Source organism: Methanothrix sp. (assembly GCF_024518575.1).
Taxonomy (GTDB): Archaea; Halobacteriota; Methanosarcinia; order Methanotrichales; family Methanotrichaceae; genus Methanothrix_B.
Genome location: NZ_JANIHG010000006.1, coordinates 46,421 through 73,044, shown reverse-complemented (window position 1 = coordinate 73,044; position 26,624 = coordinate 46,421). Strand labels below are relative to the sequence as shown.

The window sequence follows — 26,624 nt, the reverse complement described above, 5'->3', positions numbered from 1 at the left end:
TGAGGGCACTCTTATTGGCCTAGCTCGAGATCTATGCTCCTGCACGTCTCGAGCATCCTGATGCCCTCTTCTGTGGTCACATACTCGTTGCCGTGATCTTTCCTGACATGAAGAAGGCCCTTTTTTGTGAGCGCATCAAGATATGAGTTCAGCATCTTGAAGTTCAGGTTCGCATTGTAAACAATCTTCGTCTTGTTGGCACCATCAATACATATCTCCAGTATATCTGACATGATCTGCGCTTTGCTGCGTCTGGACGGCATAAAGTGCACCTCTCAATCGCGCGCGGCTTTGCTGCCCTCTAGCAAGGTTGCTCTTCTTCAAAAGATATATGTTTATCGATCAGGACCTGTCCGAATAAGGAAGATGTGTCTACTATGTAGAATGCGTCTACTATGTAGAAGCGGCACCTAGCTGCGCAAGGTGCCAGTTCTCATAATAACCAGTATCTGTAAGCTAGAATATCTTGCTCAGAACTCTCATCCGATCGCCTCTAAGTATGCCGCACTTCTGTACATTCAACCAGACCGATGTTGGGTGGGTCGCCTGAAACAGACAGCTTACAGTTCTGTCATATTGATATCTCAGCGAAAACATCAGGGTGGAAGGTCGTACCGCAAAAAGTTTGGCTCAAGCCGGATCTCTGTGCCCTGATAACACTGGTCTTGGGGATTTGAATAGCTGGAAGAGTTTGCATCCGTTCTCCTAATCAACATGTGCCCAGCACCGTCCAAGCATGGGCAATTCAGCCCACGGGTGCGCTCTGCATGGATTTCACATATCCTCTGAGCGCCTCGCCTGGCCTTGAGAGGTAACCGGGCTCTATCACTGTTCCCGGGTAGATGCATGTATGCACTCCAGTCTTGACATTATCCCCCATTATAACGCCAAGCTTTCTCCTTCCGGTATCCACAAGAACGCCCTTGACGTAAGAGAGAATATTTCTGTTGTCATGCCTGAGGTTCGATACGATGGTACCGGCGCCGAGATTACAGCCATACCCGATGACGCTGTCCCCCACGTAGGAGAGGTGGCCTATCTTGGTGCCATCCATGATGGTCGAGTTCTTGATCTCAACGGCGTTTCCCACCCGCACGCTGTTCCCTATGCATGATCCTGCGCGTATGTAACAGTTCGGCCCTATATCGCAGTTCCTTCCGATCCACACAGGGCCCTCGATGTACGCTCCATTTCTCACCAGAGTGCCGCTGCCGATTGATACATTACCCTTGAGCGTGGCGCCGCTCTCCACATCTCCCTCAACGACAGGGCTCTTTCTCGATAGCACAGCGTTCGAGGCTGTGAGTATGTCCCAGGGGACGCCGACCTCTACCCACTCGCTGAGCTCGACAGCCCAGATTTTTCTCCCCGCGGCTGCAAGGGCGTTTATCCCATCGGTGAGCTCATACTCGCCCCTGATCGAGACAGGCACCTCCTCCAGGAGCTCGAAGATCTCCCTGTCAAGCAGGTATATGCCAGCGTTTGCCATGTCAGACGGCGGCGACGGGCTCTTCTCTACGACCCCCTCCACGAGCCCATCTCTGAGCAGAAAGACGCCGTAGCGGCTTGCCTCCACGACGCGGTGCGTCGCAACACTGAGATCATCCATCGAGATCATGTGCCTGAGCGCCTCGACGTCCGGAAGCACATCCCCGTTTATGACGAAGAACCTATCATCTGAGAGCTCCCTGGCGACCATCAGCGCATGTCCTGTGCCCAGCTGTTTCTCCTGTACCACATAGCTGATCTCCACATCGAGATCGCTGCCGTCCTTGAAATGGGATGTTATCACATCTCTGCGATAGCCCACAACGAACACAAACCTGTTTATCCCTGCGTCTCTGCATCTCAGTATGAGCTCCTCGAGCAGCGGTGCTCCACCCACGGGAAGCATGACCTTCGGCCTGCTCGCGGTGAGGGGCCTCATCCTGGACCCCTCGCCTGCAGCCAGTATTATCGCCTGCATGCCGTTCATGGCACCTCTCCAGTGGATTGGTGGACCCTCGATGGGTCCATTACCTCCATATCCATCCTGTTCATGGCACTTCTCCTCTGCGTGGAGGGTTCTGATTGTAGGGTTACGCCCACCCACGCCTCTCTTTGTAGAGAGCGATCATCTTCTCCACAGTCTCGGGATCGATACGGCCGAGAGTGCTCACGGTCTCGAAGAACCTCCTGGGTATTCTCGCCTTCGAGAGATCGAAGCCCTCCCTGCTCTTGAACCTGTACTTTTCCAGGAATATCTTTCTACCGAGCTCTGTCAGCTCCTCCCTGCTCTTTGTTATTCCAACAGAACCCAGAGCATCGATTATGTTCTCATCTGTGTAAACCCCTCTTGCGAAGAGGCATCCTACGAGCGAGTTGAACACGCTTCTCGAGTCGTCCTCTCTGATTATCTGATCAACCATGGAGCTCGGATCGAGCTGCTTTTTGGCAGCCGTCTGGTCTATGCTGTATCCAGCGTTATCAAGATGCGAGTGTCTCACACCCACAAGCTGGCCGACTATGGATGCGGGACCTGTGTGGTATCCTGATACCTCATTTCCTCCCAGGGCCATCGCGAAATCCGTTCCGCCGTATCTGGAAGCTGCGAACTCCACGCCCCTAGCAAGCGCAGCATAGAAATCGTTCGGGGCAGCCACTATATTCTCCATCGCCTTTATGTAGCCCTTCACGTTGTTCCACTGGAGCGGCACGCCGAGCGTCTCCTGGGGCGTGATAAGGTCCTTCTCGTACGCCTCTGTCGCCCACGAGAGCACCACGCCTGTGCTCATCGCATCCAGTCCCAGACGCTCGCATGCGTCTATCAGCTCAAGCACACCTTCAGCAGTCGTCACCCCCAGGTTGCTTCCCAAAGAGTATATCGGCTCGTAATCGTAGCTGACCCTCCTCACCTCGAACTCGTGATGTGGGGTGAACGCGGTCTTCAGCATCGCTATGTGTATGCACCCTATCGGGCAGTGCGCGCACGAGACCCTTCTGAAGAGGTATTCCTCCGCGAGCCTCTCACCGCTTATGTTCTCTGCCTCTGCAAACGAGCTCGACTGGAAGTTGCGTGTCGGCAGACCCTTCAGCTGGTTCAGAACGTTCACGTTTATGGGAGTCCCGAGGTCGTGGTACTTCTCCATCGCATCTGTCTGGACGACCATTCTGTAAATCCGGTTGTAGACCTCCCGATATCGCTTCGAGTCCGGGATCGAGACATCCTCTGTCCCCGATATCACGATGGCCTTCAGGTTCTTGGATCCGAAGACAGCGCCGAGGCCGAGCCTGCCGAAGTGCCTGTAGGTGTCGACGATCACGGCGGCGTACCTGACCATCCTCTCTCCGGCAGGACCTATCCTGATGATGCTCCTCCTTCCAACCCCTTTCTCGACATCTCTAAGTATGACTCCAACTCGCCCGGCACCGATCCCCCATATCGATGTGGCCTCCCGTATCTTCACGTTATCGTTTTCAATGGATATGTAGCAGGGGCGCTCAGCTCTGCCCTTTATCACAATCGACTCGTGGCCCGCGAACCTCATCGCCATTGCGAGCCTACCGCCTGCATAGCACTCCCCGAGCTCTCCTGTCAGCGGGGACTTGAACTGGGCCACGGTCTTTGTCATCGCCGGGAACATCGTTGAGAGAGGACCTATGCTGAAGATTATCGGGGCATCTGGCGAGAGGGGATCGACGCCTGCAGGGGCCTCCTTGAGCAGGAGCTGTGTTGCAACCCCTGTACCTCCAAGCCATTCCTCGAAGAGGTCATCTTTCTCCTCGACCCAGCTCTCGCCTCTTGTGAGATCTATGTAAAGAACTCTTCTCAGCATCAGACCACCTCTAATCCACCTCGATCAGCTTGAGCACATCATGCGGGCAGAATGCGACACATGCTCCGCAGTGCTTGCACTTCACGGCCTTGCCCTCGCTGTCGAGGGATATCGCTCCTATAAGGCACGCATCCACGCACCTGCCGCATCCGTCGCAGAGATCTCTATCAAAGACCACACTCCCATCCTCTCTCCTCGAGAGAGCTCCCGTCGGGCATGCCCTGACACATGCAGGATCCTCACACGCATGGCAGACCACTATTATGGGGTCGCCCTCGATCCCACCCTGCGTCTTTATCCTTATCGCCGAGCGCTCGAGCGATGCGTGCCCTGTATTTATCCTGCTGCATGCGAACATGCAGCTAAGACATCCGATGCACCTCTCAGGATGGGCGACCTTCAACCTCCTCCGCTTCCTGGGCTTCTTTGCGACCTCTGCATTGGGTTTACCAACAACAGCTCCTGCCATCTCTCATACCTCTTCACAAGCTGCACGCTGCTGTGCATTTATTAAGAAGGTCTTCAAGGGATATATAACCAACTAATCTCCTGGAGACAGAAGACCTGCCTGCAAATCCGCGCCCTGCCTCTCAGGATCACAGAGGGCAGCGTGGATCTGAGTCGGTGTGCAGCAGGCATTTCATTCAGAGCGTTTCAGATGCATCCAAAGCTTACTATCAGATCAAAGCGTCTTCTCCATGTACGGCGCATTCAGGCTGTAGCCCAGAGAGGCGTAGTAGCTCCTGACGCCTATGCCGCTTGTGACGTAGATCTTATCGTAGCCATGATCCCTCGCAATCTCTTCTGCGGTCTCGACGAGCATCGCGCCGATGCCGCGGTGCTGCCATCCGCCCCTCCTGCCGATGGGTACGAGCGGGCCGTAGACATGAAGCTCTCTGATCCTGGCATCATCGCCCAGCCGCAGCCTGAGGAATCCGACGAGGGTGTCATCTACAGTATCAAACGATATGAAGTGCTCCCTCGCTCCGCATGCATCATAGCTCTCGATCTTCATTTCGATATCTCCCTCGGATATCCCGCGAAGCCCGGCCTCTCTGCACCTTATACACATGCACCTCGCTCCGCGCTCCTCAAGCCTCTTCTTTGCGAGCTGCCTGAGGTTGCTCTTTTTGACACCCGCAGCTATGAGGTGCGCAGGTATATCCCTCTGCACGCGCTGGAGCCTTGTGTACTTTGGTAGGATCTCCTTGATGCGTGATACCAGATCAGCAGCCTCATCATCGTAAAGCGGCTCGTATTCGCCACGCACCCACATCCTGTGGAGCTCTGTTCCCTCAATCACCAGAGTGGGGTAGATCTTGAGGTAATCCGGCCGGTAATCGCTGCTCTCGAACAGCTCCCTGAACATCCTGAGGTCTCTCTCAGGGTTCGACCCCGGCAGCCCTGGCATCATGTGGAACCCGACCTTCAGGCCCGACTCTCTCAACAACCGGTTCGCTCTGATGGTATCCTCCACAGAATGACCTCTCCGCATCATTTTCAGAACATCATCGTAGATGCTCTGCACCCCCAGCTCGACCTTTGTCGCCCCGAGGAGGAGCATGTTTTTAACATGACCGCTCCGGCACCAGTCGGGCCTGGTCTCGAATGTTATGCCGACGTTTCTCACGGCTGCACTGCTGTTTGCGTCAGTCACTTCTCTGAAGGACCTCCAGCCTGCTATGCTCTCCGTGTTAGGATAATCGTTCATCGCCTCCAGACATCTTTTCACAAACCAGCACTGGTAGCCGAGGGGCCTGGAGGTGATGGTTCCACCCATGAGAATGAGCTCTGCCTTGTCGACAGGGTGGCCTGTCTCTGAGAGCTGTCTGAGCCTCGCAGCCACCTGAGCGTACGGGTCGAAGTTGTGCTGTACGGCCCTGAGCGCCGCGGGCTCCCGCCCTGTATAGCTCTGCGGTGAGCATCTCTCGCCCAGAACGCCCCCCGGGCATGGGACGCACGTGCCGTGCGGGCAGCGCGCCGGGCTCGTCATGACGGCGATCACAGCAACCCCGGAGAGAGTGCGGGTCGGCTTTTTTACCAGCAGCCTCAGTTGATCCCTCTCATCAGGTCTGGCTGCAGCGAGTATCTCCGGGTTGCCCGGTATCTCTGAAAGATTCAGACTGGCTGCAAGGGACCTCTTCGCCTTTTCGAGATCCTCCTCGTTCCTTATCACACCGGACGCGATCGCATCCACGATATCCCTTAGGTTCTTGTACATCAGCCGCTCTCATACCTCCCAGCGCGCATTGGGCGGCAGCCTTCCAGGAGAGGCAGGCGACTCGGCGGGCCAGCCGAGGGAGATTATGGCGACAGGAGCAAGCCCTTCCTCGATGCTCAGGATATCTCTCACCATCCCATCATCAAACGCGCCGTTCCAGCATGCTCCCAGGCCCATCGCATGCGCTGCAAGCAGCATGCACATCGCAGCAGCATCCGCATCCTGGATCGCGTAGAGGCTTCCTCTGTCGCCGTACCGCCTGCTCGATCTCCTCACATCAGCGCATACGACTATATCCACAGGCGCAGAGGATATATGGCTCTGGCCGTACGCAGCCAGGGCAAGTGCCTTCTTGAGATCCTCTCGCATCACAACCACGTACCTCCTGGACTGAAGGTTGCCTGCAGATGGCGCCAGCTCAGCCGCCTGAAGTAGCCTCTCCAAAGTGTCTCTGGATACAGGTCTCTCCTGGTATCTCCTGATCGATCTCCTTCCTTTTAGCGCATCGAATACGTCCATGAATACATGTTAACAATCTCTGAATTTAGATTTACTCATCTCATCCTGCCTTCTGACCGATCATAGAACCCAGAGCAATCAAGATCTGTTGATGCTGTGCCGCTGGCTGCTGGCAGAAGTATAGCGCAGCAGTTCGATCCCCATCTCGAGCCCGCGATCCGGAATTTGAGCTGTTCTCGTTCGTAATTCAGTGCGGCTCGCACATCGCCTGGCACAAAAATCGTAAATATATTGAGCGTGGTTCAGCCAGAAAGGAGGCTTGTATGGATTTAGAGGAGTTCATCAGGAAGATAGACAGGCGGCAGATGATCGCAGTTCCAGCTGCCGTATTAGCTTTATCTATCATTATTCTGGCCGCCACGTATTTCACCACAGGATCGCCGGTCAGAATGGGGATCGAGTTCACGGGTGGCACGCTCATAACAGTTCCCGCTGAGGAGCCTGAATCGCAGGTACTTAGCAAGCTTGCGGGTTATGATGTCTCCGAGCTGAGAAAGGTGGGAAGCAGGTACTACATCCAGCTCCCTCCGATGGGAGCTGAGGAATACAAGAGCCTGGCGCGGACGGTTAATGAAAAGTTCCCTGACGCTGAGCTCAGATACATAGGGCCTGTGTACAGCAAGCAGCTCCAGAGTGATGCTCCAAGGTACCTTCTGATGTCGTTCATACTCATGGCCCTTGTGGTCTTCTTCGTCTTCAGACAGCCGGTCGTCTCAGGGATCGTCGTGCTCTGCGCCCTTGCAGATATAGTAATAGCTGCAGGGATGATGACCGCTGTGGGCGTCAAGCTCTCGCTCGGCACGGTTGCAGCCCTGTTGATGCTCATAGGCTACTCTGTGGATACAGATATACTGCTCACCGTGAGGGTGCTCAAGAGAAAGGGTCCCATAAATGAGAAGGTGATGGGGGCGATGAGGACCGGACTCATGATGACGTCCACGACGCTATCCGCGGTCATCGTTCTGATCCTTGTATCGAGCATGATCTATCTGGTGTCCCCCACCTTCACGAAGATCGATATCATCTCCGACATATCCGTGGTGCTCTTCTTCGGCCTCCTTGCGGATATGATGAACACCTGGATAACAAACGTCCAGGCTTTGCGGTGGTACATACAGCGGAATCCAAAGCTCGCCAGGGGTGGTAAGAGATGAGCCTTGCAGGCAGCATTTCAAAGGATCCCAGGGTTATCATTTACATCGCGGCTGTGGTCCTCTCCCTGATCTTCATACTCACTCCGATACCCGGTTATATGGGTATGAACTCGGGCATCAAGTACGGCCTGGACCTGGAGGGTGGGTCGTGGCTCCAGCTGGAGCTTGAGGGAGCGATCGTCCAGCTCGATGTCGATCCTGTTAAGATCCTGGAGAGGGAGTTCCAGGGCGCGTGGGTCGTGGAGGATGTCTCGAGGAGAGGCGATAATTACGTAATAACGATAGAGGGAAAGGTTCCGGAGACTCTGCCTGAGGATCTCGGCTATCCCGGATCAAAGGTTCTGGTGAGGGAGAACACGACCAGAATAACTGTGCCGGCCTCTCCGGAAGGCGTTGTTGTTAACTACCTCAAAACACGTCTCGATTCAGATGTCAGGATCGTTGGGCTAGAGCCTGTGCGCTACGAGATAAGGTCGAATGTGACAAGAGAGCAGCTCGACTCGATTCTATCTGAGGTCGGCGGCAGGATTGCCCCTGGAGAGAACACGTTCATCAGTGGCCTCACACCCGAGACGGTCGATGAGACTAAAGAGGTTCTCGACAAGAAGCTCAACCGTCTCGGTCTCAAGGATATCAAGGTGAGGGTCGTCGATAACAGGTTCATAACCATAGATCTCGCAGGCGTCAACGTCTCAACCGCAGAGGAGGTCGTGGGCAAGCCAGGGAAGTTCGAGATACGCATCCAGGTGGGCCCGAACGAGACCAGGCATGTTGTGTACGGAGATGCTGTGGAGTCTGTGGAGCTTCCAAGAGGAGACAGGAACGGGATGTGGGGTGTGCCCTTCACCCTATCAGAGGAGGGGGCTCTCACATTCCAGCGTATAGCCAAAGAGGTCGGAGCCACCAGGAATCCGAAGGCGCATGAGATATCGATGTATCTCGATAAGGATGAGATCTTCAGCGCTCCTCTGGCCCCAGAGCTCGCATCTGCTCTCGATAAAGCGCCCATGAGAAGCCTGGTAGCCGAGGTCGGCACCGGTGATGCAGGATCGAGAAAGGCGAAGGAGCTGTACATCCACCTGAGAGAGGGCGCGCTGCCTGTGAACGTCAAGATCATAGGCTCGGGGCAGGTTGATGCTGCTCTGGGCTCTCAGTTCAAGTTCCAGGTGGCACTTGCAGGGATCCTCGCGATACTTGCCGTGGGGCTTCTGGTCTTTTACAGATACAGAGAGAGGAGGATAGTGCTGCCGATCGTATGCACCTCATTCAGCGAGGTCCTCATGATGCTCGGCATATGGTCAGCGGCCGGATGGCAGCTCGATCTTGCGAGCATCGCTGGTATAATAATGGTGATAGGCACTGGTGTTGATCACCTATTCATAATAACAGATGAGCTCCTCCATGGAGAGAGGATCACAGAGAGGAACGAGCAGGAGGCGAAGGGCGTTCTGCTCACAGGCAAGATATACCTCTCGAGGCTCTCCAGGGCGTTCTACATCATCCTGGGAGCGGCTGCAACCACCATTGCCGCGATGATCCCGCTCCTCTGGATGGGCTTCGGCGCGCTGATGGGCTTCGCCCTGATCACCATAATCGGCGTTCTGATAGGTGTGGGCATCGCAAGGCCTGCATACGGCAGGATAATCGGCTACATCCTGGGTGAGGCCGTATGAACTGGGCCTTTCAGGCCCTTCTAATTTTTGATCATGCCTCTCTCCATGTTTTTGTACAATGCGATCTGGCTCATGTTGTGATGGATAAGCAAACGCAATATTGTACACAGCAAAACCTCAGTTCCAGCCGATGGACGCACATGATGGTGCAAGGGGGTCATCCGGTAAGCGATTCTGAGGGCGTGCAGAGCAGTGTCCGGCTGCTCATGGATGGGCCACAGGCTTGGCAACACAATCATGTGCGACTGCCTGAAAGGAATCCAGCTTCCGCCTCTGCAGATCCGCAAGAGACTCATGCAGGCATATTGCTGAACGCACTCATCTGCTCGCCAGGTCACATGGAAGAGGCAGCAATACTGTGGGTATGGGGTGGATTAGAGCGGAAGCGGTTCCTAGACGGGTTCTGGGGTTTCATCCTTTGGCACGCCTCTGCTGTCGCATGTGGGGGTTTCCGTCGTTCCTGCAGCTATATCCCTGAGCGCCCGCAAACAATATCTTTGAGATCATCTTGAGATCTCATCATGGATAGAAAGCAGCTGGAGATAATAACAAGCACCGGCATGGTTCTGGCACTGATAGTTATGTTGCTTGCGATACAGCTTGTGCTCCCTGAGAATCTCAGACCCACCGGTTTCGTCGGGGCTGTGGCCCTTTACATAATTATGATGTCGCTGATCGGGCTAAAGCTGGTGGGTGCACGCCAGCAGATCTAAATATAATAATAATCATCACATCCTTGAGGGTTTGAGATGGTGAAGTTCCTTGAAAGACTGATGGGCAGGCCTGCCACAGATGAGTATGTGGAGGTGGACCTGGGCCAGTTCGAGGATGAGCCGGAGGGGCCCAGGGCGTATCTCAGAGTGGCCGAGCTCACGTCTCTCGATGTGTTGCCGGAGATAAAGCAGGAGATACGATCCCGCAACATACTGCTGATTGATATAGCGCCCATGAAGAGGGACAAGGCATCTCTCGACAGGGCGATAGGCGAGCTGAGGAAGATCGTCGAGGATATGGCTGGAGATATAGCCGGAGTCGGAGACGACCTGGTCGTCATAGTTCCGAGCGGCATAAGGATCGACAGGGAGAAGGTTGTGGGAGGAAGAGATTGAAGCTCAAGACGAAGGCTAGCTGCCCCATGTGCGGGGCGCCGATGGAGTTCAACTGGGAGACGATAGAGCTGCCATACTTCGGGGACGCTCTGATCATAGCAGGGGTCTGCGAGTGCGGCTTCAGGCACAGCGATACGATGCTCCTGAGCCAGCGTGAGCCGTGCAGGCACACTCTTGTCATCAGAGAGCTCGAGGACCTGAACGCCCGGGTTCTCAGATCCTCCAGCGGCACGATCCACATACCTGAGATCGGAGTGGATATAGAGCCAGGATACGCATCTGAGGCTTACATAACAAACATCGAGGGCGTTCTTGTCAGGGTTAAGGGCATAGTCGAGTTCGCAACGAACGCGGCGAGACAGGCCATGGATACCGAGAGGACCGCAAAGGGCGAGGAGATTCTCTCTAAGATAGAGATGGCGCTCAGGGGTGAGTTCAGCCTCACGGTGATCCTGGAGGATCCTTTCGGAAACAGCGCCATAATATCGGATCGCGTTGTGGCAACACCTCTCTCGATAGAGGAGGCCAGCACTCTGAAGACGGGCATGATAGTCCTTGATCTCTCCGAGTGAGCATGCTGATACTCAGTGGCGGCACCGGCACACCGAAGCTGCTTCGCGGCCTTGCAAGGGTTCTGGATCCAGAGGAGATCACAGTTGTTGTCAACACAGCCGAGGACATCTGGGTCTCCGGAAACCTTGTCTCCCCCGACCTGGATACTGTCATCTACACCCTCGCGGGGTTGATCGATGAAGAGAGGTGGTGGGGCATCAGGGGGGACAGCTTCATCACCCACACCCGGCTGAGCGGGCTGGGGGTTAGGGAGAGGCTCGCAATAGGCGATGCCGACCGGGCATTTCATATACTCAGATCCGATCTCATTCGCAGAGGGGGAACGCTCAGCGACGCCACTGAGATGATGAGAGAAGCGCTGGGGATCAGGTCCAGGATATTCCCGATGAGCGATGACAGCGTATCCACGATCATCAAGACGCCACTGGGCGACATGCACTTCCAGGAGTTCTGGGTCGAGAGGCGGGGGGAGCCTGAGGTCCTGGGGATCCGCTTTGAGGGGATCGATGATGCGAGACCCAGCAGTGGATTTCTTGAAGCACTTCGAAAAGAGGATACAGTCGTAATCGGACCCAGCAACCCGGTGACGAGCATCGGCCCGATCCTCTCGCTGAAGGGGGTGAGGGACTTGATTGCGGAGAAGACGACAGTGGCGGTGAGCCCTCTAGATGGCGACAGACCGTTCAGCGGGCCTGCGGCCAGGTTCATGAGGGCAGTGGGGATCGAGCCGAGTGATGAAGGCGTCATCTCGATTCTTGGAGGGGTTGATCATTTCATGGTATCGAGGAGCAGCAGCTATCCAGGAAGATGCATCCGCACTGACACACGCATCGACAGCATTGATGAGAGCGTAAGGCTAGCGAAGGAGATAGTGAAGCTCGCAGGAGGGGGCAAGTAGGTGGTTGGTTCCGAGTTTCCTGGGAGCGCAAGTCAAGATCCAACTCAGGGCTGAGGTGCTCGGCAGGAGAAAAGCAGGGAAGCACATGTTCATAGGCGTCGATCACGGGACGAGAGCGATAAGGTTTGCGAACCATCATGGTGATGGCATCGCAATACCCAGATCTGAGGCCGGATCGCTTAAGCCGGAGGGGATACTGGAGAGGATAAAGGATCATTTTCATGCTGGATCGTTCGATCTTGTGGCGCTATGCTACTCGATGGGCGACGGCATAACGCGCATAACCAGAATCCAGGATGCTGAGAACAGGGGGCTCGCAAGGCTCAGCGGCGCCGGGATCGAGGTCGGTGGCGGCACCAGGGTCTACGAGGCCATGATGATCTCAGGCTGGCCCGTTGTCCTGCTCCCCGGTGTGCACAGGGGCTCCAAAATCGACGTCAGAATGAAGGTCTTTTCACATGGAGCAAGCCCTGAGAAGGTCGGCCTTGGGTACTATGTGGTGCGCAGAGGTGTGGAGAATGCTGTGATAGCCGATGCTAGCTCCAACACCGTCACGATCGGCATAAACGATGGGAGGATTGCCGGCGCGATAGATGCGCCGATATTCGCCCCTGGCCTGCTTCAGGGGCCTCTGGATGTAGATGCGATACGAGCTGTTGATGATGGAATGATGACGGCGAACGAGGCATTCTCGCATGGCGGCATCCTCAGAAGGATGAATATCCCGGATGAGCGTGACGAGCTCGCGCTGGAGACCCTGGCCCTGTTCGCAGCGATGGAGATGAGCGCGATGTCTGTTCTTCTCAGAGACCTCGGCGCTGGATCTCCAGATATGTTTATTGCAGGAGATCCTGCCGCGCGCATCGCTGGACGTGTCTCTGAGCTTCTGGGCGTTGATGTCAATCCACTGCCATCATTTGCTTCGGCCACCGGCTGCGCCTGGATAGCAGAGGATATATCCGGGGGGATGAGATCCATCATGGGGATAGATGTCGATGAACGTGTTTTCAGAAACCATGAGATATGATGAGTGGATTGAGGTACTGAACGAGCTCGAGGAGATGGCAAGGTCCTCTGAGAGCAGCGTGACCGCACACTCTCTGCTCCACAGGGTGGAGGTTCTCGCAGTGCGTGAGGATGTGCCGCCTGAGCTGGAGGGCAGGCTGGAGATGCTGCTCATGGAGCTGACAGAGGCAGCAAGGGATGCATGCACAAACACGAAGTGCCCGCATTACGGAAAAAGATGCAAAATGCGGTGACCTCCTTCCAAGGGGGGCCTTCTGCATGATTTCATATAAATACAGACGCGGGCTGTTCCCCGCGGGATTAGCCCTGTGTGAAAAGACCTACCTAACGCCCGACCTGCTGTCGGACCACTTGTTCGATAGCCATGGCAGCGCAACGACCAGGACTCCGAATATCACCACAACAAGCACATGATCCATGATGCTCATCGATGTCACCTCCTGAGAGACAGAGCTGTACACCCTACGATCCACTAGAACTTAAACCTTTTGACATGATTGATAAGTTATTCGCAGACCGTTTAACATGTTAAGGAGAATCTGTAATTATTAATCATTATTTTGATAGCCGACCATCGCGGAGCCCCTGAACCGCCTGCCCATATCTCTGGCGAATTCTGTGAGTCCAGCGATGGAGTGCAGATGCGACTCTCTCTCAGTCCTGAGGGCCGGATCTGCACACCGCTGCTGTGTTGAATAATGTTTGAGAATCCGATAGCAGATTCTGGATTCATACGAATTGCAATCCTAGTAAAAATCAATAGCTATCGACCTTAGAGCTCTTAACTATTCAACACAGCACACACCGCTATTCTCTATCAGCGATTCACACAGCCTCTAATCGACCCTTGCCACATCCGATATCTCGTCCTCGGGCTTCACATCCATTATCTTCACGCCCTGTGTTGCCCTGCCCTGTACCCTCACATCGGACGCGGCGATCCGGATCATCACGCCCTCCTTTGTGGTTATCAGGAGACCATCGTCGTCTGATACGGTTATCGCGGCCACCGCATCTCCTCTTCGCGTATCTATGTTCTTGACCCCCTTGCCGCCGCGCCTCTGTAGCGGATACTCGCTCAGGTCCGTCCTCTTTCCGTATCCCTGTGTGGTTATGGTGAAGAGCGTCTCCCCCTCTTTTACCACATCCATGGAGATCAGCTCATCCCCTTCGGAGAGGTTTATCGCCTTCACACCCATCGAGCCCCTCCCGCTCGATCTCACATCGCTCTCGTGGAACCTTATCGCCTTTCCTTTCTTTGTGGCGACGATAAGCTCCCTCGAGCCGTCTGTGAGCCTGGCGGCCACAAGAGAGTCGCCGCGTAGGTTGACGGCCTTGATCCCGCCCCTTCTCGGATTGCTGAAAGCCCTTATCGGGGTCTTCACGATGCTGCCCATGCGTGTGGCGAGCACAATGTAACCATCTCTATTGAAGCTCTCGACAGGTATCGCCTCGGTGATCCTCTCGTTCTCCTCGAGCTGCAGCAGGCTAGCTATCGATCTGCCTCTGGCTACCTTTGAGGCCATAGGTATCTCATAGACCCTGAGCCAGTGCGCCTTGCCCTTGTCTGTGAAGATCAGGAGGTAATCCAGCGTCGATGCTGTGAATATGTCCGTGACGAAATCCTCGCTCTTCGTCTCGGCCCCGATGCTGCCCTTACCCCCTCGCCTCTGCATTCTGTACACAGAGAGCGGCTGGCGTTTGATGTAGCCGTTCTTTGTTATTATCACAGCGACCTCCTCCTCCTGGATGAGGTCCTCTGGCCTCACAGACTCCACAGACTCCACAATCTCTGTTCTTCTTTCATCGCCGTAGCTCTCAGCGAGCTCCCTCAGCTCATTCTTAATTATATCAAGGACCTCAGCCCTGCTCGCGAGTATCCCCTTCAGTTTTGCGATCGTGGCTTCCAGCTCTCTGGCCTCGGATGCGATCTTCTCCTGCTCCAGACCCGTCAACCGCTGCAGCCTCATATCCAGAATCGCCCTTGCCTGCTCCTCGCTGAGCCCGAACCGCTCCATGAGCAGATCCCTGGCCTCTGAGGGCGATGGCGAGCCCCTGATCAGGGCTATGACATCATCTATGTTCCTGAGGGCGATCAGAATTCCCGCGAGTATGTGAGCTCTTTTCTCAGCCTGGTCGAGCTCGAAGCGGGTCCTCCTCTCGATCACCTCAGCCCTGTAGTTGATGTAGTGCTCCAGGGTCTCCTTGAGCGTCAGGGTCCTGGGCTGGCCGTCGACGAGTACGAGGTTGATTATGCCGTATGTTGTCTCTAGCTGTGTGTGCTTGTGGAGCTGATTGAGCACAACCTGGGGATTCACGCCCTGCTTCAGCTCCACTACCAGCCTTATCCCCTCCCGATCAGACTCATCCCGGATCTCCGAGATCCCATCCACCCTTCCGGTCTTGACGAGCTCCGCGATGTCCTCCACGACCTTGGCCTTGTTGACCTGATAGGGGAGCTCTGTGAATACTATCCTAGAGCCCCTGCGCCCCTCCTCAATCTCGGATCTTGCCCTTATTGTTATAGTGCCTCTGCCTGTGGCATAGGCGCTCTCTATGCCGCTTTTTCCCACTATGTATCCTCCGGTGGGAAAATCCGGGCCCTGGATGAAGTTCATGAGATCCGCCACAGAGGCTTCGGGGTTCTCGATCAGATGGATAAGCGCGTACACGACCTCCCTGAGGTTGTGGGGCGGTATGTTCGTCGCCATTCCAACAGCGATGCCTGTGGATCCGTTTACGAGCAGGTTGGGAAGCCTTGAGGGCAGCACCGTCGGCTCCTTCATAGAGCCGTCGTAGTTCGGCACGAAATCCACGGTGTTCTTCTCGATATCCGCGAGCATCTCGCCCGCGATCTTCGATAACCGGACCTCTGTGTATCGCATCGCAGCAGGCGGATCCCCATCGACCGAGCCGAAGTTTCCCTGGCCATCGATCAGTGTGTAGCGCATCGAGAAGTCCTGGGCCATCCTGACCATGGTCTCGTAGATCGCTGCGTCGCCATGCGGGTGATACTTACCCATAACATCGCCGACGATGCGGGCAGACTTCTTGTACGGCTGGTCGAATGTCACGCCCTGCTCATACATGGCGTAGAGGATGCGCCTGTGAACAGGCTTCAGGCCGTCCCTGACATCTGGAAGAGCCCGCCCGACGATCACGCTCATCGCGTAATCTATGTAGGAGGACTTCATCTCCTCTGTTACATCGACATCTATCTCTGCCATGCGATCACACGTCCAGGTTTCTCACTTCTCTAGCATGCGTCTCTATGAAGATCCTTCTGGGCTCCACCTGCTCCCCCATCAGTATGGAGAAGATCTCATCGGCCTCTACAGCATCCTTCAGCGTCACCCTGAGAAGCGTTCTCTTCTCCGGATCCATCGTCGTCTCCCAGAGCTGCTCCGGGTTCATCTCGCCCAGACCCTTGTACCGCTGGACCACAGCCTTGCCGTCCTCTAAAAGCTTCGCAAGCTCCTCATCAGAGTACGCGTACTTCACGCTCTTCCCTCTTCTGATCTGATAGAGCGGCGGCTGGGCGATGTAAACGTAGCCAGCCTCTATCAAAGGCTGCATGTATCTGTAAAAGAACGTGAGTAGAAGCGTTCGTATATGTGATCCATCCACATCAGCATCTGTCATGATGATGATCTTGTGATACCTGGCCTTTGTTATATCGAAATCGTCTCCTATTCCGGTGCCGAGGGCTGTTATGAGGTTTCGAATCTCCTCGTTCTTGAGCATCTTGTCGAGCCTCGCGCGCTCAACGTTCAGTATCTTGCCCCTGAGCGGCAGGACCGCCTGGAAGTGCCTGTTCCTGCCCTGCTTCGCAGAACCGCCTGCTGACTCTCCCTCGACGATGTAAAGCTCGCTCTTTGCGGGATCGCTCTCGGCGCAGTCTGCGAGCTTTCCAGGAAGTCCTGATGATGTTAACGCGGTCTTCCGCCTCGTGAGCTCCTTTGCCTTCCTGGCTGCCTCGCGGGCCCGCATCGCCTCTGTCGCCTTCTCGACTATCGCCTCTGCCGCCTGTGGGTTCAGCTCGAAGTACTCCATCAGGCCCTCAGAGACAAGCGATTCCACAATACCACGGACCGCGCTGTTCCCCAGTCTTGTCTTGGTCTGGCCCTCGAACTGCGGGTCGGGAAGCCGGACGCTGACCACAGCGACCAGCCCCTCCCTCAGGTCCTCCCCTGTGAGCTTTGCATCCCCCTTCAGTAGCTTCTTCTCCCTTGCGAAGTCGTTTACAGTCTTTGTCAGTGCTGCCCTGAATCCAGAGAGATGCGTTCCACCTTCCCGGGTGTTGATGTTGTTCGCGAATGTGAAGACAGACTCGTTGTAGCTTGTGTTGTACTGCATCGCCACCTCAACCGATATACCATCCCTCACCCTGGAGAAGTAGATCGGGTTCGGATGCAGCACCTCCTTAGATTTGTTCAAGTATTGAACGAAGGAGACTATGCCACCATCGTAATGGAACGTCTTGCTCCTGTCGGATCTCTCATCTGTTATGCTGATCCTGAGACCTCTGTTCAGGAATGCGATCTCTCTTAGGCGCGATGAAAGAACGTCAAAGCTGAAATCAGTGACCTCAAAGATCTCGGGATCCGGTTTGAACCTAACCGTGGTTCCAGTCCGCTCGGATACGCCGATCTCCTCGAGCTCTGAGACAGGCCGCCCTCGCTCGTACCTCTGCCTGTAGGTCCTTCCACTCCGGCTGACCTCCACCTCAAGCCACTCTGAAAGGGCGTTGACGACGGAAACGCCGACGCCATGCAGCCCGCCGGAGACCTGATATGTATCGTGGTCGAATTTTCCGCCAGCGTGGAGCACAGTCATGACTATCTCCACAGCAGGCCGGTTGTACTGCGGATGCATATCGACTGGAATGCCACGGCCATCATCCTTCACCGAGACCGAGCCGTCCCCATGGATTACCACGGCTATCTCTTTGCAGTAACCGGCCATCGCCTCGTCCACGCTGTTGTCGACCACCTCGTAAACAAGGTGATGAAGGCCCAGCGCATCCGTGGAACCTATGTACATTGAGGGCCTGTGCCTTACTGCTTCCAGACCCTCCATCACCTTGATATGACTGGCATCATACGTCGTCTCGCTCAAAACCGCCGAATCCCCCTGAAAGCTGAACCAGAACATTTACGGGCTACTACAATAAGTATCTAATCCCGGGCCTGTTGACTCAAATGCGTGCTGAAGCGGTACCGCTCTATCAGCCGCCGTCTCTAAGGAGCATCTTCTGCAGGGGCGAACTTCGTCCCGTAGTATATTATGCCCCTCTCCCCCTCCTTTCCGAGTATCCTGAAAACAGGCCTCACGCGCATGCCTATCTTCATGTTCTCAGGCGAGCAGACCACCTGTCCCGTGAGCTTCGGCCCCTCGTCAAGCTGGATTATCGCGAGATTGTACGGGGTGAGCCTCTCGAAGTCCTCCGTCGCGCTGTATATTGTCGTGTATGTGATCACAGTGCCCGTGCCTCTGAACTTGTGCTCCTCCATCTGGCCCGTTCTCCTGCAGTTGGGGCACAGAGTCCGGGGCGGGAAATAGTACTCGCCGCAGCTCTTGCAGTGCGTCCCTATCAAATTGTACCTCTGGGGTATGCACCTCCAGAACCTCGGAGCATTTGTCGTCGTGGTATCACCTCGAGAGTATATGTACCAACGCTGTCCCCCCAGAGCCGCCGACGTTGTGCGTCAATCCTATCTCAGCTTCATCGACCTGACGCTTGCCGGCCTCGCCTCTGAGCTGGAGCACGATCTCGCATGCCTGCTTTATGCCCGTGGCGCCCACAGGATGGCCGCATGCCTTCAGCCCTCCAGAGGTGTTTACCGCCACATCCCCGCCTATTGAGGTCCGCCCCTCCTCCGTTGCGATCCCCCCCTCGCCTTTCGGGAAGAAGCCGAGATCCTCGATGGCCAGGATCTCTCCTATAGTGAAGCAGTCATGGACCTCAGCCACATCTATCTCCTCTGGTGTCAGCCGTGCCTGGGAGAACGCCCTCTTCGCCGCATGCACAGTCGAGTCAAGTGTCGTTATATCTCTCCGGTCGTGGAGCGCAAGGCTGTCGCTCGCCTGCGCGCTCGCCAGGATCCTGATAGGGGTGTCGGAGTATCTGGATGCTATCTCAGAGGGCGCCAGAACAACCGCAGCCGCGCCGTCTGTTATCGGCGAGCAGTCCAGAACCCTGAGAGGATCTGCGACCAGGGGGGAATTCATGACATCCTCCACTGATATCTCAGTATGGTACTGCGCGATAGGGTTCATGTGGCCGTGATGGTGGTTCTTCACAGCGACCTGAGCTAGCTGCTCTCTTGTCGTGCCGTATTTCCGCATGTGAAGCCTTGCGATCATCGCATACAGCGCTGGAAATGTTGCCCCGAAGAAGCACTCCCATTCTCTGTCAGCGGCTGCAGCAAGAGCATCCGCTGCTACGCCGCTTGAGACGTCGGTCATCTTCTCAACGCCGGCTGCTATGACTATGTCAGCATAGCCGCTCGCGACCGCGAGAAACGCCTCCCTGAGCGCGAGGCCTCCAGAGGCGCATGCAGCCTCGACCCTGGTCGATGGTATGTGCAGGCTTGAGAGGCCTGCATAATCCGCTATCAGAGCTCCTATGTGCTCCTGCTCCACGAACCTGCCGCCGCTCATATTCCCAACGTAGAGCGCATCTATCGTCTCTCCTGTGACTCCAGCATCCTCTATCGCGGCTATGCCCGTCTCCACGACCAGATCGCGCAGGGAGCTATCCCACCGCTCGCCGAAGCGTGTGCATCCGACCCCGATGATTGATACAGCCCTCATAGTCTGAGCTTCCCCTTGTGCTTCGCGTACCTCGCGTAGTCGATGTACTCCGCTATTGCTATGTAATCCCTCACGCTCGGGGCTCGATCCCTGATATCATCTATCCTCTCAGTGACCCTGATGCTGAAGGCATCGCTTCCCGCGCCGGAGCCGAAGCTGGTGACGAATATGCTCTCCCCTGGTTTAGCCTGGTCGAGTGTCGCTGCCAGTCCGATCAGCGTCGAGCCGGAGTAGGTATTTCCTATGAGAGGCACCACGAGCCCTGGAGCGATCTGCTCCTTTTTGAATCCGAGCTTTGCCGCGACCCTTACCGGGAACTTGCCGTTGGGCTGGTGGAAGACCGCATAATCATAATCCTCTGGCCCTCTCCCCAGAATCTCCATCAGCCCTTTTGCCGCCGATGTCACATGCTTGAAGTATGCCGGTTCACCTGTGAACCTTCCGCCGTGCTCCGGATACGGCATTCCCTCTCTCCTCCAGAAATCCGGTGTATCGGTGGTGAATGAGTATGTGCCCTCGATCTCGGCTATCAGATCCTTGGACCCTACAACATATGCGGCACCGCCAGCAGCTGCTGTGTACTCCAGCGCATCGCCCGGGGCTCCTTGGCTCACATCAGCGCCTATCGCCAGCCCCAGGTCGATCATGCCCGACCGGACGAGACCCAGACATGCCTGGATCGCAGCTGTGCCTGCCTTGCATGCGAACTCCATATCAGCGACCGTATGAGAATGAGAGCATCCGATGGCCTCGCCGACTATCGTCCCCGTCGGCTTCACAGCGTATGGATGGCTCTCGGAGCCCGTGTATATCGCACCTATCCTGCGTGGGTCGAGATCCGCCCTGGATATAGCGTTCCTCGCCGCCTCAACCGCGATCGTGGCGGTATCCTCATCGAGATCCGGAACTGCCTTCTCGTAGACGTTGAGGCTCCTCGCGACATCCTCCACTTCCCCCCAGACCCTGGCGATCTCATCGACCTTTATCCTGTACCTCGGAATGTAAACACCGTAGCTGACTATACCTACGCCCAAGTGATCCCCTCTCATATCCTGCTCAGGCTGCTGGACAGCTCCTCTGGCGAGAGCAGCGTGGTAAGAAGGGGTATGTTCTCCACCCTTGCGATCTTCACAGCCACCGGATCCACGCGCTCAGCCTCTATGCCCTGGAGGATGACCGCTCCTGGTTTCAGGTTTGACACCCTTATCGCGACAAGCGGCGATCTCCCCCTTGTGACACCTGTGAATATAAGCGCTCTGGCAGTGCTTCGGCCGTAGATCTTGTAGAACTGCTCAGGCAGAAGCTCCAGTATCGCCTTTATGCTATCGATTATCGTGTAGCCGTTGATCTGCACATCCGTGCTTCCGCATATAAGCGTTGCATCGATCTCTGCCATGAACTCCGCAAGCGTGACCGGTCTGGCATACTCGCAGACAGAGCATATCGCGCTCAGTCCGACCATGTCACCGAACATGCTCTCGTACGCGCGCAGCACGTTACACCCTCTCAGCTCGTCGATCTTGAGAAGCGCATCGATGATCTTGCTGACTATCAGTATGCCGGGTGATCGTCGTCTTCCGCTCTCGTAGTCGCTTATCACGCTCGGTGATATGCCCAGGTAGTTCGAGAGCTCTGTCTGGCTTATCCCGAAGTTCCGGCGCCACTTTCTGAGGGTCTCGCCAGGGTTCTGGGAAAGCGTTATCTCGCCGGCGATCTTCTCGGCCAGCAAGCCCCTGATGTTTGAGAACTCCCCCTCAGAATTCATGCCAGTTAACTCGAGCAACTAGAATATAAAGATGGCGAAATGTCGTTCGTCATTTAACGAAAGTGACGGGGGACCAAAAAGAGAGATGCGCCGACCGGGATTCGAACCCGGGTTGTAGGCTTTCTTCGGGATGCTTGGAAGGCCCAAGTCATAACCGCTAGACCATCGGCGCGCCCGCCACTCTATCTCATGCCAGACTTTTAATGCTTTCGATCGAGCAAATCTGGATTGCCTGATCCCCCACATGGCTTCATGGGCCCAACGAATACCATCCTTAATGCACTCTTCCAGGCAACCGCTGGGTGCTCGCAGGCAGCCTGAATGCGGCATGCGCTTTAAGCTGATACTGCCATATGATTCAGGTGTTTGCGTATCGCGTCAGCAAGCATCTGCTCAGGATCGAGGAGATCATATCTCACATAGGTCGATGGTTTGTTTATGTTTATCACGCGGCGCAGGTCAACCGGCGTGGCGATGACCACTGTGTCGCAGTCGCATCTGTTTATGCTCTCCTCGAGCTCTTTCATCTGCTCCGGGTAATAGCCGAGCGCGGGAAGGGCATCTCTGATGTGACTGTACCTTTCGAGTGCCTCACGGATACTGCCGAGAGCGAATGGCCTCGGATCCACGATCTCCGAGGCGCCGCAGGTCTCCGCTGCGATCCTGCCGGCCCCTGATGGCATGCCTCCGTGTGTCAGGGTTGGGCCGTCCTCGATCACCAGAACCCTCCTGCCCTTTATGAGATCCGGATTCTCAATGCGTATGGCAGAGGCGGCTCTGAACACAACTGCTCTGGGATTGAGCTTTGCAGCGTTGCTCTCTATGGATGCAGCAGCATTTTCAGGAGCTGTGTTCACTTTGTTTATCACTATGATGTCAGCGCATCTGAAGTTGACGCTTCCTGGATAGTATGCGAGCTCGTGCCCGGGGCGCATCGCGTCAGCCACTGTGATCCAGAGATCCGGCCTGACAAACGGTATGTCGTTATTCCCGCCGTCCCAGACTATGATGTCCGCCTCATCCTCAGCCTCTCTGATGACCCTCTCGAGATCCACTCCGGAATAGACGGGTGTGCCCCTCATGACATGTGGTTCATACTCCTCCCGCTCCTCGATGCTCAGGGAATCCAGATCACCGGGAGCTGAGAACCTCTGGACCGCGCGGAAATCCCTGTACGGCATCGGATGCCTGATCACCACGGGATTCAGACGGGATGATTTCAGGACATCTACCACATAACGGGTGGTCTGGCTCTTTCCTGCGCCGGTTCTCACCGCGCACACGGCGACAACGGGTTTGCGTGAGCGTAACATCGTTCTCTTGCCAAAGAGCTCGAAATCCGCACCGCAGGAGAGCACCCTGGACGCGATCTCCATGGCCTCCTGGTTGCTCAGATCGCTGTACGACAAAACGCATAGGTCGACATCCAGCTCTCCGATCAGCCTCTCGAGATCGCTCTCAGGGAAGATAGGTATGCCTTTGGGGTAGAGTGGACCAGCGAGCTCTGCTGGATACACGCGAAATGCGATGTTCGGTATCTGGGCGGCCGTGAACCCCACGACCAGATGCTCAGGATCGGAGCGATATATCACGTTGAAGTTATGGAAGTCCCGCCCTGCTGCCCCTAAGATCAGAACCCTCTTTATGGACATGATCGTTTGTGCGATGAGCGCGACAATAACTTTTTCCAGGGGATCAATCATGATTATCACGGTGATCAGGCATGATAGAGCTGCTCAGAAGCAGGAGGAGCATAAGGAGGTACAAGGCAAAGGACATCGAGCCTGAGAAGATTGAGATCTTGAAGGAAGCTGCTCTCCGATCTCCGACATCTCGGGGAATAAACCCGTGGAGGTTCTTCTTCATAAGAGACAGGAGGAAGCTCGGGGAGCTATCGAGGGCGAAGGAGAGCGGCTCGTCGTTTCTCAGGGACGCCCGTCTGGGGGTCGTCGTCTGCGCCAGAGAGAGCGAGTCTGATGTCTGGATAGAGGACTGCTCGATAGCATCCATAATCATGCAGCTCACAGCTCACAGCCTCGGCCTTGGATCCTGCTGGATACAGATAAGAAACAGGATGCACAGCGCGCACAAAACATCTGAGGAGTACGTCAGGGAGGTTCTTGGTCTTACTGGAGACCTCCGCGTGGAGTCGATCATAGCATTCGGCTACCCCGATGAGATCAAGCCGCCAGTGCCAGCGGAAGAGCTGGAGTACGGGAAGATAACATCCGACTGAAATGGCTGTCAGAAGCGGAGGAGGTGATGCAGACGGGGAATTGGCAGGCGTGCTTGTATGAGTTCAGAGGCATCGAACTTGTGTATTCATACTCTGCCAGTGAACGCTTATCTTTCTCAGACCACATCTCATTCAGATACCTTGATATAGCGGTTGCTGCTGGTTATGTAAGGCAATGAATATAATCATACACTCCATCTGGCTGATGCTGCCTGCGTATCTCCCCAACAACTTCGCAGCGCTTTTCGGTGGCGGCAGGCCTCTCGATCTTGGGATGAGCCTTCCCGATGGGCACCGTGTGTTTGGAAATGGAAAGACGATTCGTGGCACGATCGCCGGAATCATGGGGGGAATTACCGTAGGAGTGCTCCAGAACAGCATCGCCGGAGTCTTCGGCCTACCGAGCTTCGGCGATGGGATGGAGATGTTTCTGGTTCTATTCGGACTCTCAGCGGGATCGATGCTCGGAGATCTGGCAGCCAGCTTCCTTAAACGGAGACTCGGCATGGAACGGGGAGCATCGTTCTTTCTCGTCGATCAGCTCGACTTCGTCATGGGCGCATGGGCTCTGACATTTCTGCTCGCCCCAGAATGGTTCAACGCACATTTCACCTCTCCCGTCATAATCCTCGTTCTCCTTATAACTCCTGTTCTCCATCGTTTTGCAAATGTGATAGGCTATATGATTGGAGCGAAGAAGGAGCCATGGTGAGATCAAAAGATTGAATACATATCATGTATCTCTGATCTTCAGGAGGTGAGATTGTGGCTGATTACATGCGAGGTTTTGAGCAGAAGGGCATCCCGCCTATGGGCGAGGATTCTGGAAAGATGGCGTATCTCCCGCTGATAGCCATCCTCGGGTTCGGCGTTTTCTCCCTGATAGTCGCATATATGGTCAAGATGCTGGCCTCCTGAGACCGGCATCTTCATATTCTCCGTATCGTGGTGTGAAGACAATGGCTCTGGATCGTGGGCTTTTAACTCACCATGACATCCGATCCTCACATCACCATAAACCATTAACTCGTCAACTGTTAGTCTGTGATCGAGTCGCACGACCAGTGGTTGCGCAAAATAAAATTTATGTTAATATGAATCTTAATTCTGATATGCAGCAATGGTTTTTGTTCGCGAAACCTTTATAAGCCTGACTAAAGGATAAGACAGCGTTATTAGCCAAATTTGTCATAGTGATTTGGCGAAAATGAATAGGAGGAGGAAAAATGGACGCATTGAGCATGGGGCTCGTCGCTGCCATGGGGGCCCTTGCGACCGTTGCTGGAGCCAGCGAGGATATCGAGTCTGATGTGGGCTCTCAGAGCAATCCGAACTCGCAGGTCCAGCTTGCTGCTCAGGTCGGAAACCCCCACAGGATTTACAACAAGGCTATATCAGGCGAGCCACCGGCGAACGCCCTTTGGGCTACAACCGCTGCTGTTGTGGCTTACACGCTGATAACAAAGTTCGCAATGCCTGCGCTCTTCGCGATAGCCATAGGCGCGTCGGTTGCAGCGCTCTTCAACGGAGTCTTCTCGACCAGCGCTTACTTCGGCAGGAACGCAAGCCAGCGCAGGTTCAACCAGTGGATATATCTGGATATAGTGCGTTACACCACAACATCAATAATGGCGCATGCATGGATAACCGCGTTCTGCATCACATGTATAGCATACATACAGACTCAGCTTTTGACGCCGCATCACCCATTCCCGATGCCTGTTATTGCTCTGATCTGGGGTTTGACCGTTGGTGCGATCGGCTCTTCTGTGGGTGATATTCATTATGGCGGTGAGCGTGAGTTCCAGTGGAGGCTCTTCGGTCAGGGTCTCAACACGATGCTCTCCGGCCAGATTGTGAGGAAGGCGGAGGCTGGACTGAGGAACTCGATAGACAACGCATGGTTCTGCACGAAGCTCGGCGGGCCCCTCACAGGTCTCGGATTTGGCCTGACGGTCTTCCTGGATAACTGGCGCACCACGGTATTCGACCCAGTGACGCAGGCAGGTCTGGCCATTGGCATGGGTCTCCTCTTCGTGATACTTATGAACCTGTACAACTTCTACGTTGAGACCTCGATAAGAAAGAAGTACGGCCCGTATCCAGGGTACAAGGGGGACATAGCAGCATGAACTTTGATGCTTTAACCATTGTATACATTTTGGAGATCATAGTGGGTGGCCTTCTGGTCGGTATAGGCGTCCACTTCGTGCCGGTCGGCGGTGCTCCTGCGGCCATGGCACAGGCCACGGGCATCGGCACAGGCACAGTCCAGCTGGCCGCTGGCTCGGGTCTCACAGGACTGCTTGCTGCAGGCCTCATGATGTCGGTCACCGATAACATATGGCCCATCCTGGCATCAGGCGCAGTCGGAGCAATGATAATGATGGATGCCACGATGATGACGGGTGGATGGATTTATGCTTACGCAGTGGGCGCTCCATTCGCATCTGCCAAGGTCAACTACGATCCGATCACCGGATACTCCCAGCCGCCGTATGTCGCTCCGGGCACAGTCGGCCAGGGTATACCCACAGTCTGCTTCGTGAGCGGCACGATCGGAGCCTTCATGGGAGGCCTCGGAGGTGCGATGATATACTACCCGCTGATGATGACGAATCACAACCCGTCTCTGAGCGCGCTCTTCGCAATCGGCATATTCCTGGTGAACGCTGTCCTTGCATCATGGAACATCCAGGGAACGATCGAGGGGTTCCACGATCCGAAGTTCAAGAGATGGCCGAAGGCGTTCAGATCATGCCTCGTCGCCACACTGATTCTGGCGCTCGTGGCCGTTACAATAACAGGAGGTGCATGAG

27 protein-coding genes and 1 tRNA gene are annotated in these 26,624 nt (G+C 55.4%); 13 read left to right on the top strand and 15 right to left on the bottom strand.

Features of this window, described 5'->3' with window-relative positions; all coding sequences use genetic code 11:
- Window positions 1–11 precede the first annotated feature (11 nt).
- The 6 genes from NQU42_RS02690 to NQU42_RS02665 form a co-directional block, all read right to left on the bottom strand.
- Complete coding sequence (locus NQU42_RS02690) at window positions 12–263, bottom strand: winged helix-turn-helix domain-containing protein (RefSeq protein WP_287261833.1); 252 nt, start codon at window positions 261–263, stop codon at window positions 12–14.
- Window positions 264–745: 482 nt separating this feature from the next.
- Window positions 746–1,975: a bifunctional sugar-1-phosphate nucleotidylyltransferase/acetyltransferase gene (gene glmU, locus NQU42_RS02685; protein ID WP_296608828.1), complete on the bottom strand. Its 1,230-nt coding sequence runs from the start codon at window positions 1,973–1,975 to the stop codon at window positions 746–748.
- Between the two features lie 103 nt (window positions 1,976–2,078).
- Complete coding sequence (locus NQU42_RS02680) at window positions 2,079–3,815, bottom strand: aldehyde ferredoxin oxidoreductase family protein (RefSeq protein ID WP_296608827.1); 1,737 nt, start codon at window positions 3,813–3,815, stop codon at window positions 2,079–2,081.
- A gap of 10 nt (window positions 3,816–3,825) precedes the next feature.
- Window positions 3,826–4,284, bottom strand: a complete 459-nt coding sequence (locus NQU42_RS02675) for a 4Fe-4S dicluster domain-containing protein (protein WP_296608825.1) — start codon at window positions 4,282–4,284, stop codon at window positions 3,826–3,828.
- 213 nt (window positions 4,285–4,497) lie between these two features.
- The gene (locus NQU42_RS02670) at window positions 4,498–6,036 is read right to left on the bottom strand and encodes a tRNA uridine(34) 5-carboxymethylaminomethyl modification radical SAM/GNAT enzyme Elp3 (protein ID WP_296608823.1); all 1,539 of its coding nucleotides are present in this window, start codon (window positions 6,034–6,036) and stop codon (window positions 4,498–4,500) included.
- A gap of 9 nt (window positions 6,037–6,045) precedes the next feature.
- Complete coding sequence (locus NQU42_RS02665) at window positions 6,046–6,555, bottom strand: nitroreductase family protein (RefSeq protein WP_296608821.1); 510 nt, start codon at window positions 6,553–6,555, stop codon at window positions 6,046–6,048.
- A gap of 263 nt (window positions 6,556–6,818) precedes the next feature.
- On the opposite strand from NQU42_RS02665, the gene NQU42_RS02660 reads away from it, so the two are divergent.
- The 8 genes from NQU42_RS02660 (at window position 6,819) to NQU42_RS02625 (ending at window position 13,221) form a co-directional block, all read left to right on the top strand.
- Window positions 6,819–7,709: a protein translocase subunit SecF gene (locus NQU42_RS02660; RefSeq protein ID WP_296608819.1), complete on the top strand. Its 891-nt coding sequence runs from the start codon at window positions 6,819–6,821 to the stop codon at window positions 7,707–7,709.
- Window positions 7,706–9,382, top strand: a complete 1,677-nt coding sequence (locus NQU42_RS02655; RefSeq protein ID WP_296608817.1) for a preprotein translocase subunit SecD — start codon at window positions 7,706–7,708, stop codon at window positions 9,380–9,382. The genes NQU42_RS02660 and NQU42_RS02655 overlap by 4 nt, the downstream gene beginning before the upstream one ends.
- 521 nt (window positions 9,383–9,903) lie before the next feature.
- On the top strand, window positions 9,904–10,095 hold the full coding sequence (locus NQU42_RS02650; RefSeq protein WP_296608815.1) for a hypothetical protein: 192 nt from the start codon (window positions 9,904–9,906) through the stop codon (window positions 10,093–10,095).
- A 36-nt stretch (window positions 10,096–10,131) separates the two neighbouring features.
- Window positions 10,132–10,491, top strand: coding sequence for a cell division protein SepF (gene sepF / locus NQU42_RS02645; protein ID WP_296608814.1), 360 nt, complete (start codon window positions 10,132–10,134; stop codon window positions 10,489–10,491).
- Entirely contained in the window at window positions 10,488–11,063 is a 576-nt protein-coding gene (locus tag NQU42_RS02640) for a ZPR1 zinc finger domain-containing protein (protein WP_296608812.1), read from the top strand. Before sepF ends, NQU42_RS02640 begins: the two co-directional genes overlap by 4 nt.
- A gap of 2 nt (window positions 11,064–11,065) precedes the next feature.
- Window positions 11,066–11,962 carry a 2-phospho-L-lactate transferase gene (cofD, locus tag NQU42_RS02635; RefSeq protein ID WP_296608810.1) on the top strand — a complete coding sequence of 299 codons (897 nt, stop codon included), beginning with the start codon at window positions 11,066–11,068 and terminating at the stop codon, window positions 11,960–11,962.
- Between the two features lie 55 nt (window positions 11,963–12,017).
- Window positions 12,018–12,989, top strand: a complete 972-nt coding sequence (locus tag NQU42_RS02630) for a methanogenesis marker 12 protein (protein WP_296608809.1) — start codon at window positions 12,018–12,020, stop codon at window positions 12,987–12,989.
- Entirely contained in the window at window positions 12,979–13,221 is a 243-nt protein-coding gene (locus NQU42_RS02625; RefSeq protein ID WP_296608807.1) for a hypothetical protein, read from the top strand. Before NQU42_RS02630 ends, NQU42_RS02625 begins: the two co-directional genes overlap by 11 nt.
- A gap of 87 nt (window positions 13,222–13,308) precedes the next feature.
- On the opposite strand, the gene NQU42_RS02620 is transcribed toward NQU42_RS02625, so the two are convergent.
- The 9 genes from NQU42_RS02620 to NQU42_RS02575 form a co-directional block, all read right to left on the bottom strand.
- Window positions 13,309–13,461, bottom strand: a complete 153-nt coding sequence (locus NQU42_RS02620; RefSeq protein ID WP_296608806.1) for a hypothetical protein — start codon at window positions 13,459–13,461, stop codon at window positions 13,309–13,311.
- Between the two features lie 363 nt (window positions 13,462–13,824).
- On the bottom strand, window positions 13,825–16,215 hold the full coding sequence (gyrA, locus tag NQU42_RS02615) for a DNA gyrase subunit A (protein WP_296608804.1): 2,391 nt from the start codon (window positions 16,213–16,215) through the stop codon (window positions 13,825–13,827).
- A 4-nt stretch (window positions 16,216–16,219) separates the two neighbouring features.
- Window positions 16,220–18,142, bottom strand: coding sequence for a DNA topoisomerase (ATP-hydrolyzing) subunit B (gene gyrB / locus NQU42_RS02610; RefSeq protein WP_366070039.1), 1,923 nt, complete (start codon window positions 18,140–18,142; stop codon window positions 16,220–16,222).
- Window positions 18,143–18,228: 86 nt separating this feature from the next.
- Window positions 18,229–18,657, bottom strand: coding sequence for a Zn-ribbon domain-containing OB-fold protein (locus NQU42_RS08370; RefSeq protein ID WP_366070048.1), 429 nt, complete (start codon window positions 18,655–18,657; stop codon window positions 18,229–18,231).
- A complete protein-coding gene (locus NQU42_RS02595; protein WP_296608800.1) occupies window positions 18,641–19,804 on the bottom strand; it encodes a thiolase domain-containing protein in 1,164 nt (387 codons plus the stop codon). Before NQU42_RS02595 ends, NQU42_RS08370 begins: the two co-directional genes overlap by 17 nt.
- Entirely contained in the window at window positions 19,801–20,838 is a 1,038-nt protein-coding gene (locus NQU42_RS02590) for a hydroxymethylglutaryl-CoA synthase (protein WP_296608798.1), read from the bottom strand. Before NQU42_RS02590 ends, NQU42_RS02595 begins: the two co-directional genes overlap by 4 nt.
- A gap of 11 nt (window positions 20,839–20,849) precedes the next feature.
- Entirely contained in the window at window positions 20,850–21,569 is a 720-nt protein-coding gene (locus tag NQU42_RS02585) for a helix-turn-helix domain-containing protein (protein ID WP_011696556.1), read from the bottom strand.
- Window positions 21,570–21,655: 86 nt separating this feature from the next.
- Window positions 21,656–21,741: transfer RNA gene (locus NQU42_RS02580), tRNA-Gly, on the bottom strand.
- Window positions 21,742–21,904: 163 nt separating this feature from the next.
- Window positions 21,905–23,221 carry a cyclic 2,3-diphosphoglycerate synthase gene (locus NQU42_RS02575; RefSeq protein ID WP_296608797.1) on the bottom strand — a complete coding sequence of 439 codons (1,317 nt, stop codon included), beginning with the start codon at window positions 23,219–23,221 and terminating at the stop codon, window positions 21,905–21,907.
- A 71-nt stretch (window positions 23,222–23,292) separates the two neighbouring features.
- Here NQU42_RS02575 and NQU42_RS02570 point away from each other — a divergent pair, with 71 nt between their 5' ends.
- From NQU42_RS02570 to mtrD, 5 genes are all read left to right on the top strand, one after another.
- Complete coding sequence (locus NQU42_RS02570; RefSeq protein WP_296608795.1) at window positions 23,293–23,805, top strand: nitroreductase family protein; 513 nt, start codon at window positions 23,293–23,295, stop codon at window positions 23,803–23,805.
- Window positions 23,806–23,980: 175 nt separating this feature from the next.
- The gene (locus NQU42_RS02565; protein WP_296608794.1) at window positions 23,981–24,517 is read left to right on the top strand and encodes a CDP-2,3-bis-(O-geranylgeranyl)-sn-glycerol synthase; all 537 of its coding nucleotides are present in this window, start codon (window positions 23,981–23,983) and stop codon (window positions 24,515–24,517) included.
- A gap of 53 nt (window positions 24,518–24,570) precedes the next feature.
- Window positions 24,571–24,723 carry a hypothetical protein gene (locus tag NQU42_RS02560; RefSeq protein ID WP_296608792.1) on the top strand — a complete coding sequence of 51 codons (153 nt, stop codon included), beginning with the start codon at window positions 24,571–24,573 and terminating at the stop codon, window positions 24,721–24,723.
- A gap of 308 nt (window positions 24,724–25,031) precedes the next feature.
- Complete coding sequence (gene mtrE / locus NQU42_RS02555) at window positions 25,032–25,937, top strand: tetrahydromethanopterin S-methyltransferase subunit E (protein WP_296608791.1); 906 nt, start codon at window positions 25,032–25,034, stop codon at window positions 25,935–25,937.
- Window positions 25,934–26,623 (top strand): tetrahydromethanopterin S-methyltransferase subunit D, encoded by a 690-nt coding sequence (gene mtrD / locus NQU42_RS02550; protein ID WP_296608789.1) that lies wholly within the window; start codon window positions 25,934–25,936, stop codon window positions 26,621–26,623. Before mtrE ends, mtrD begins: the two co-directional genes overlap by 4 nt.
- Window position 26,624: the final 1 nt, after the last annotated feature.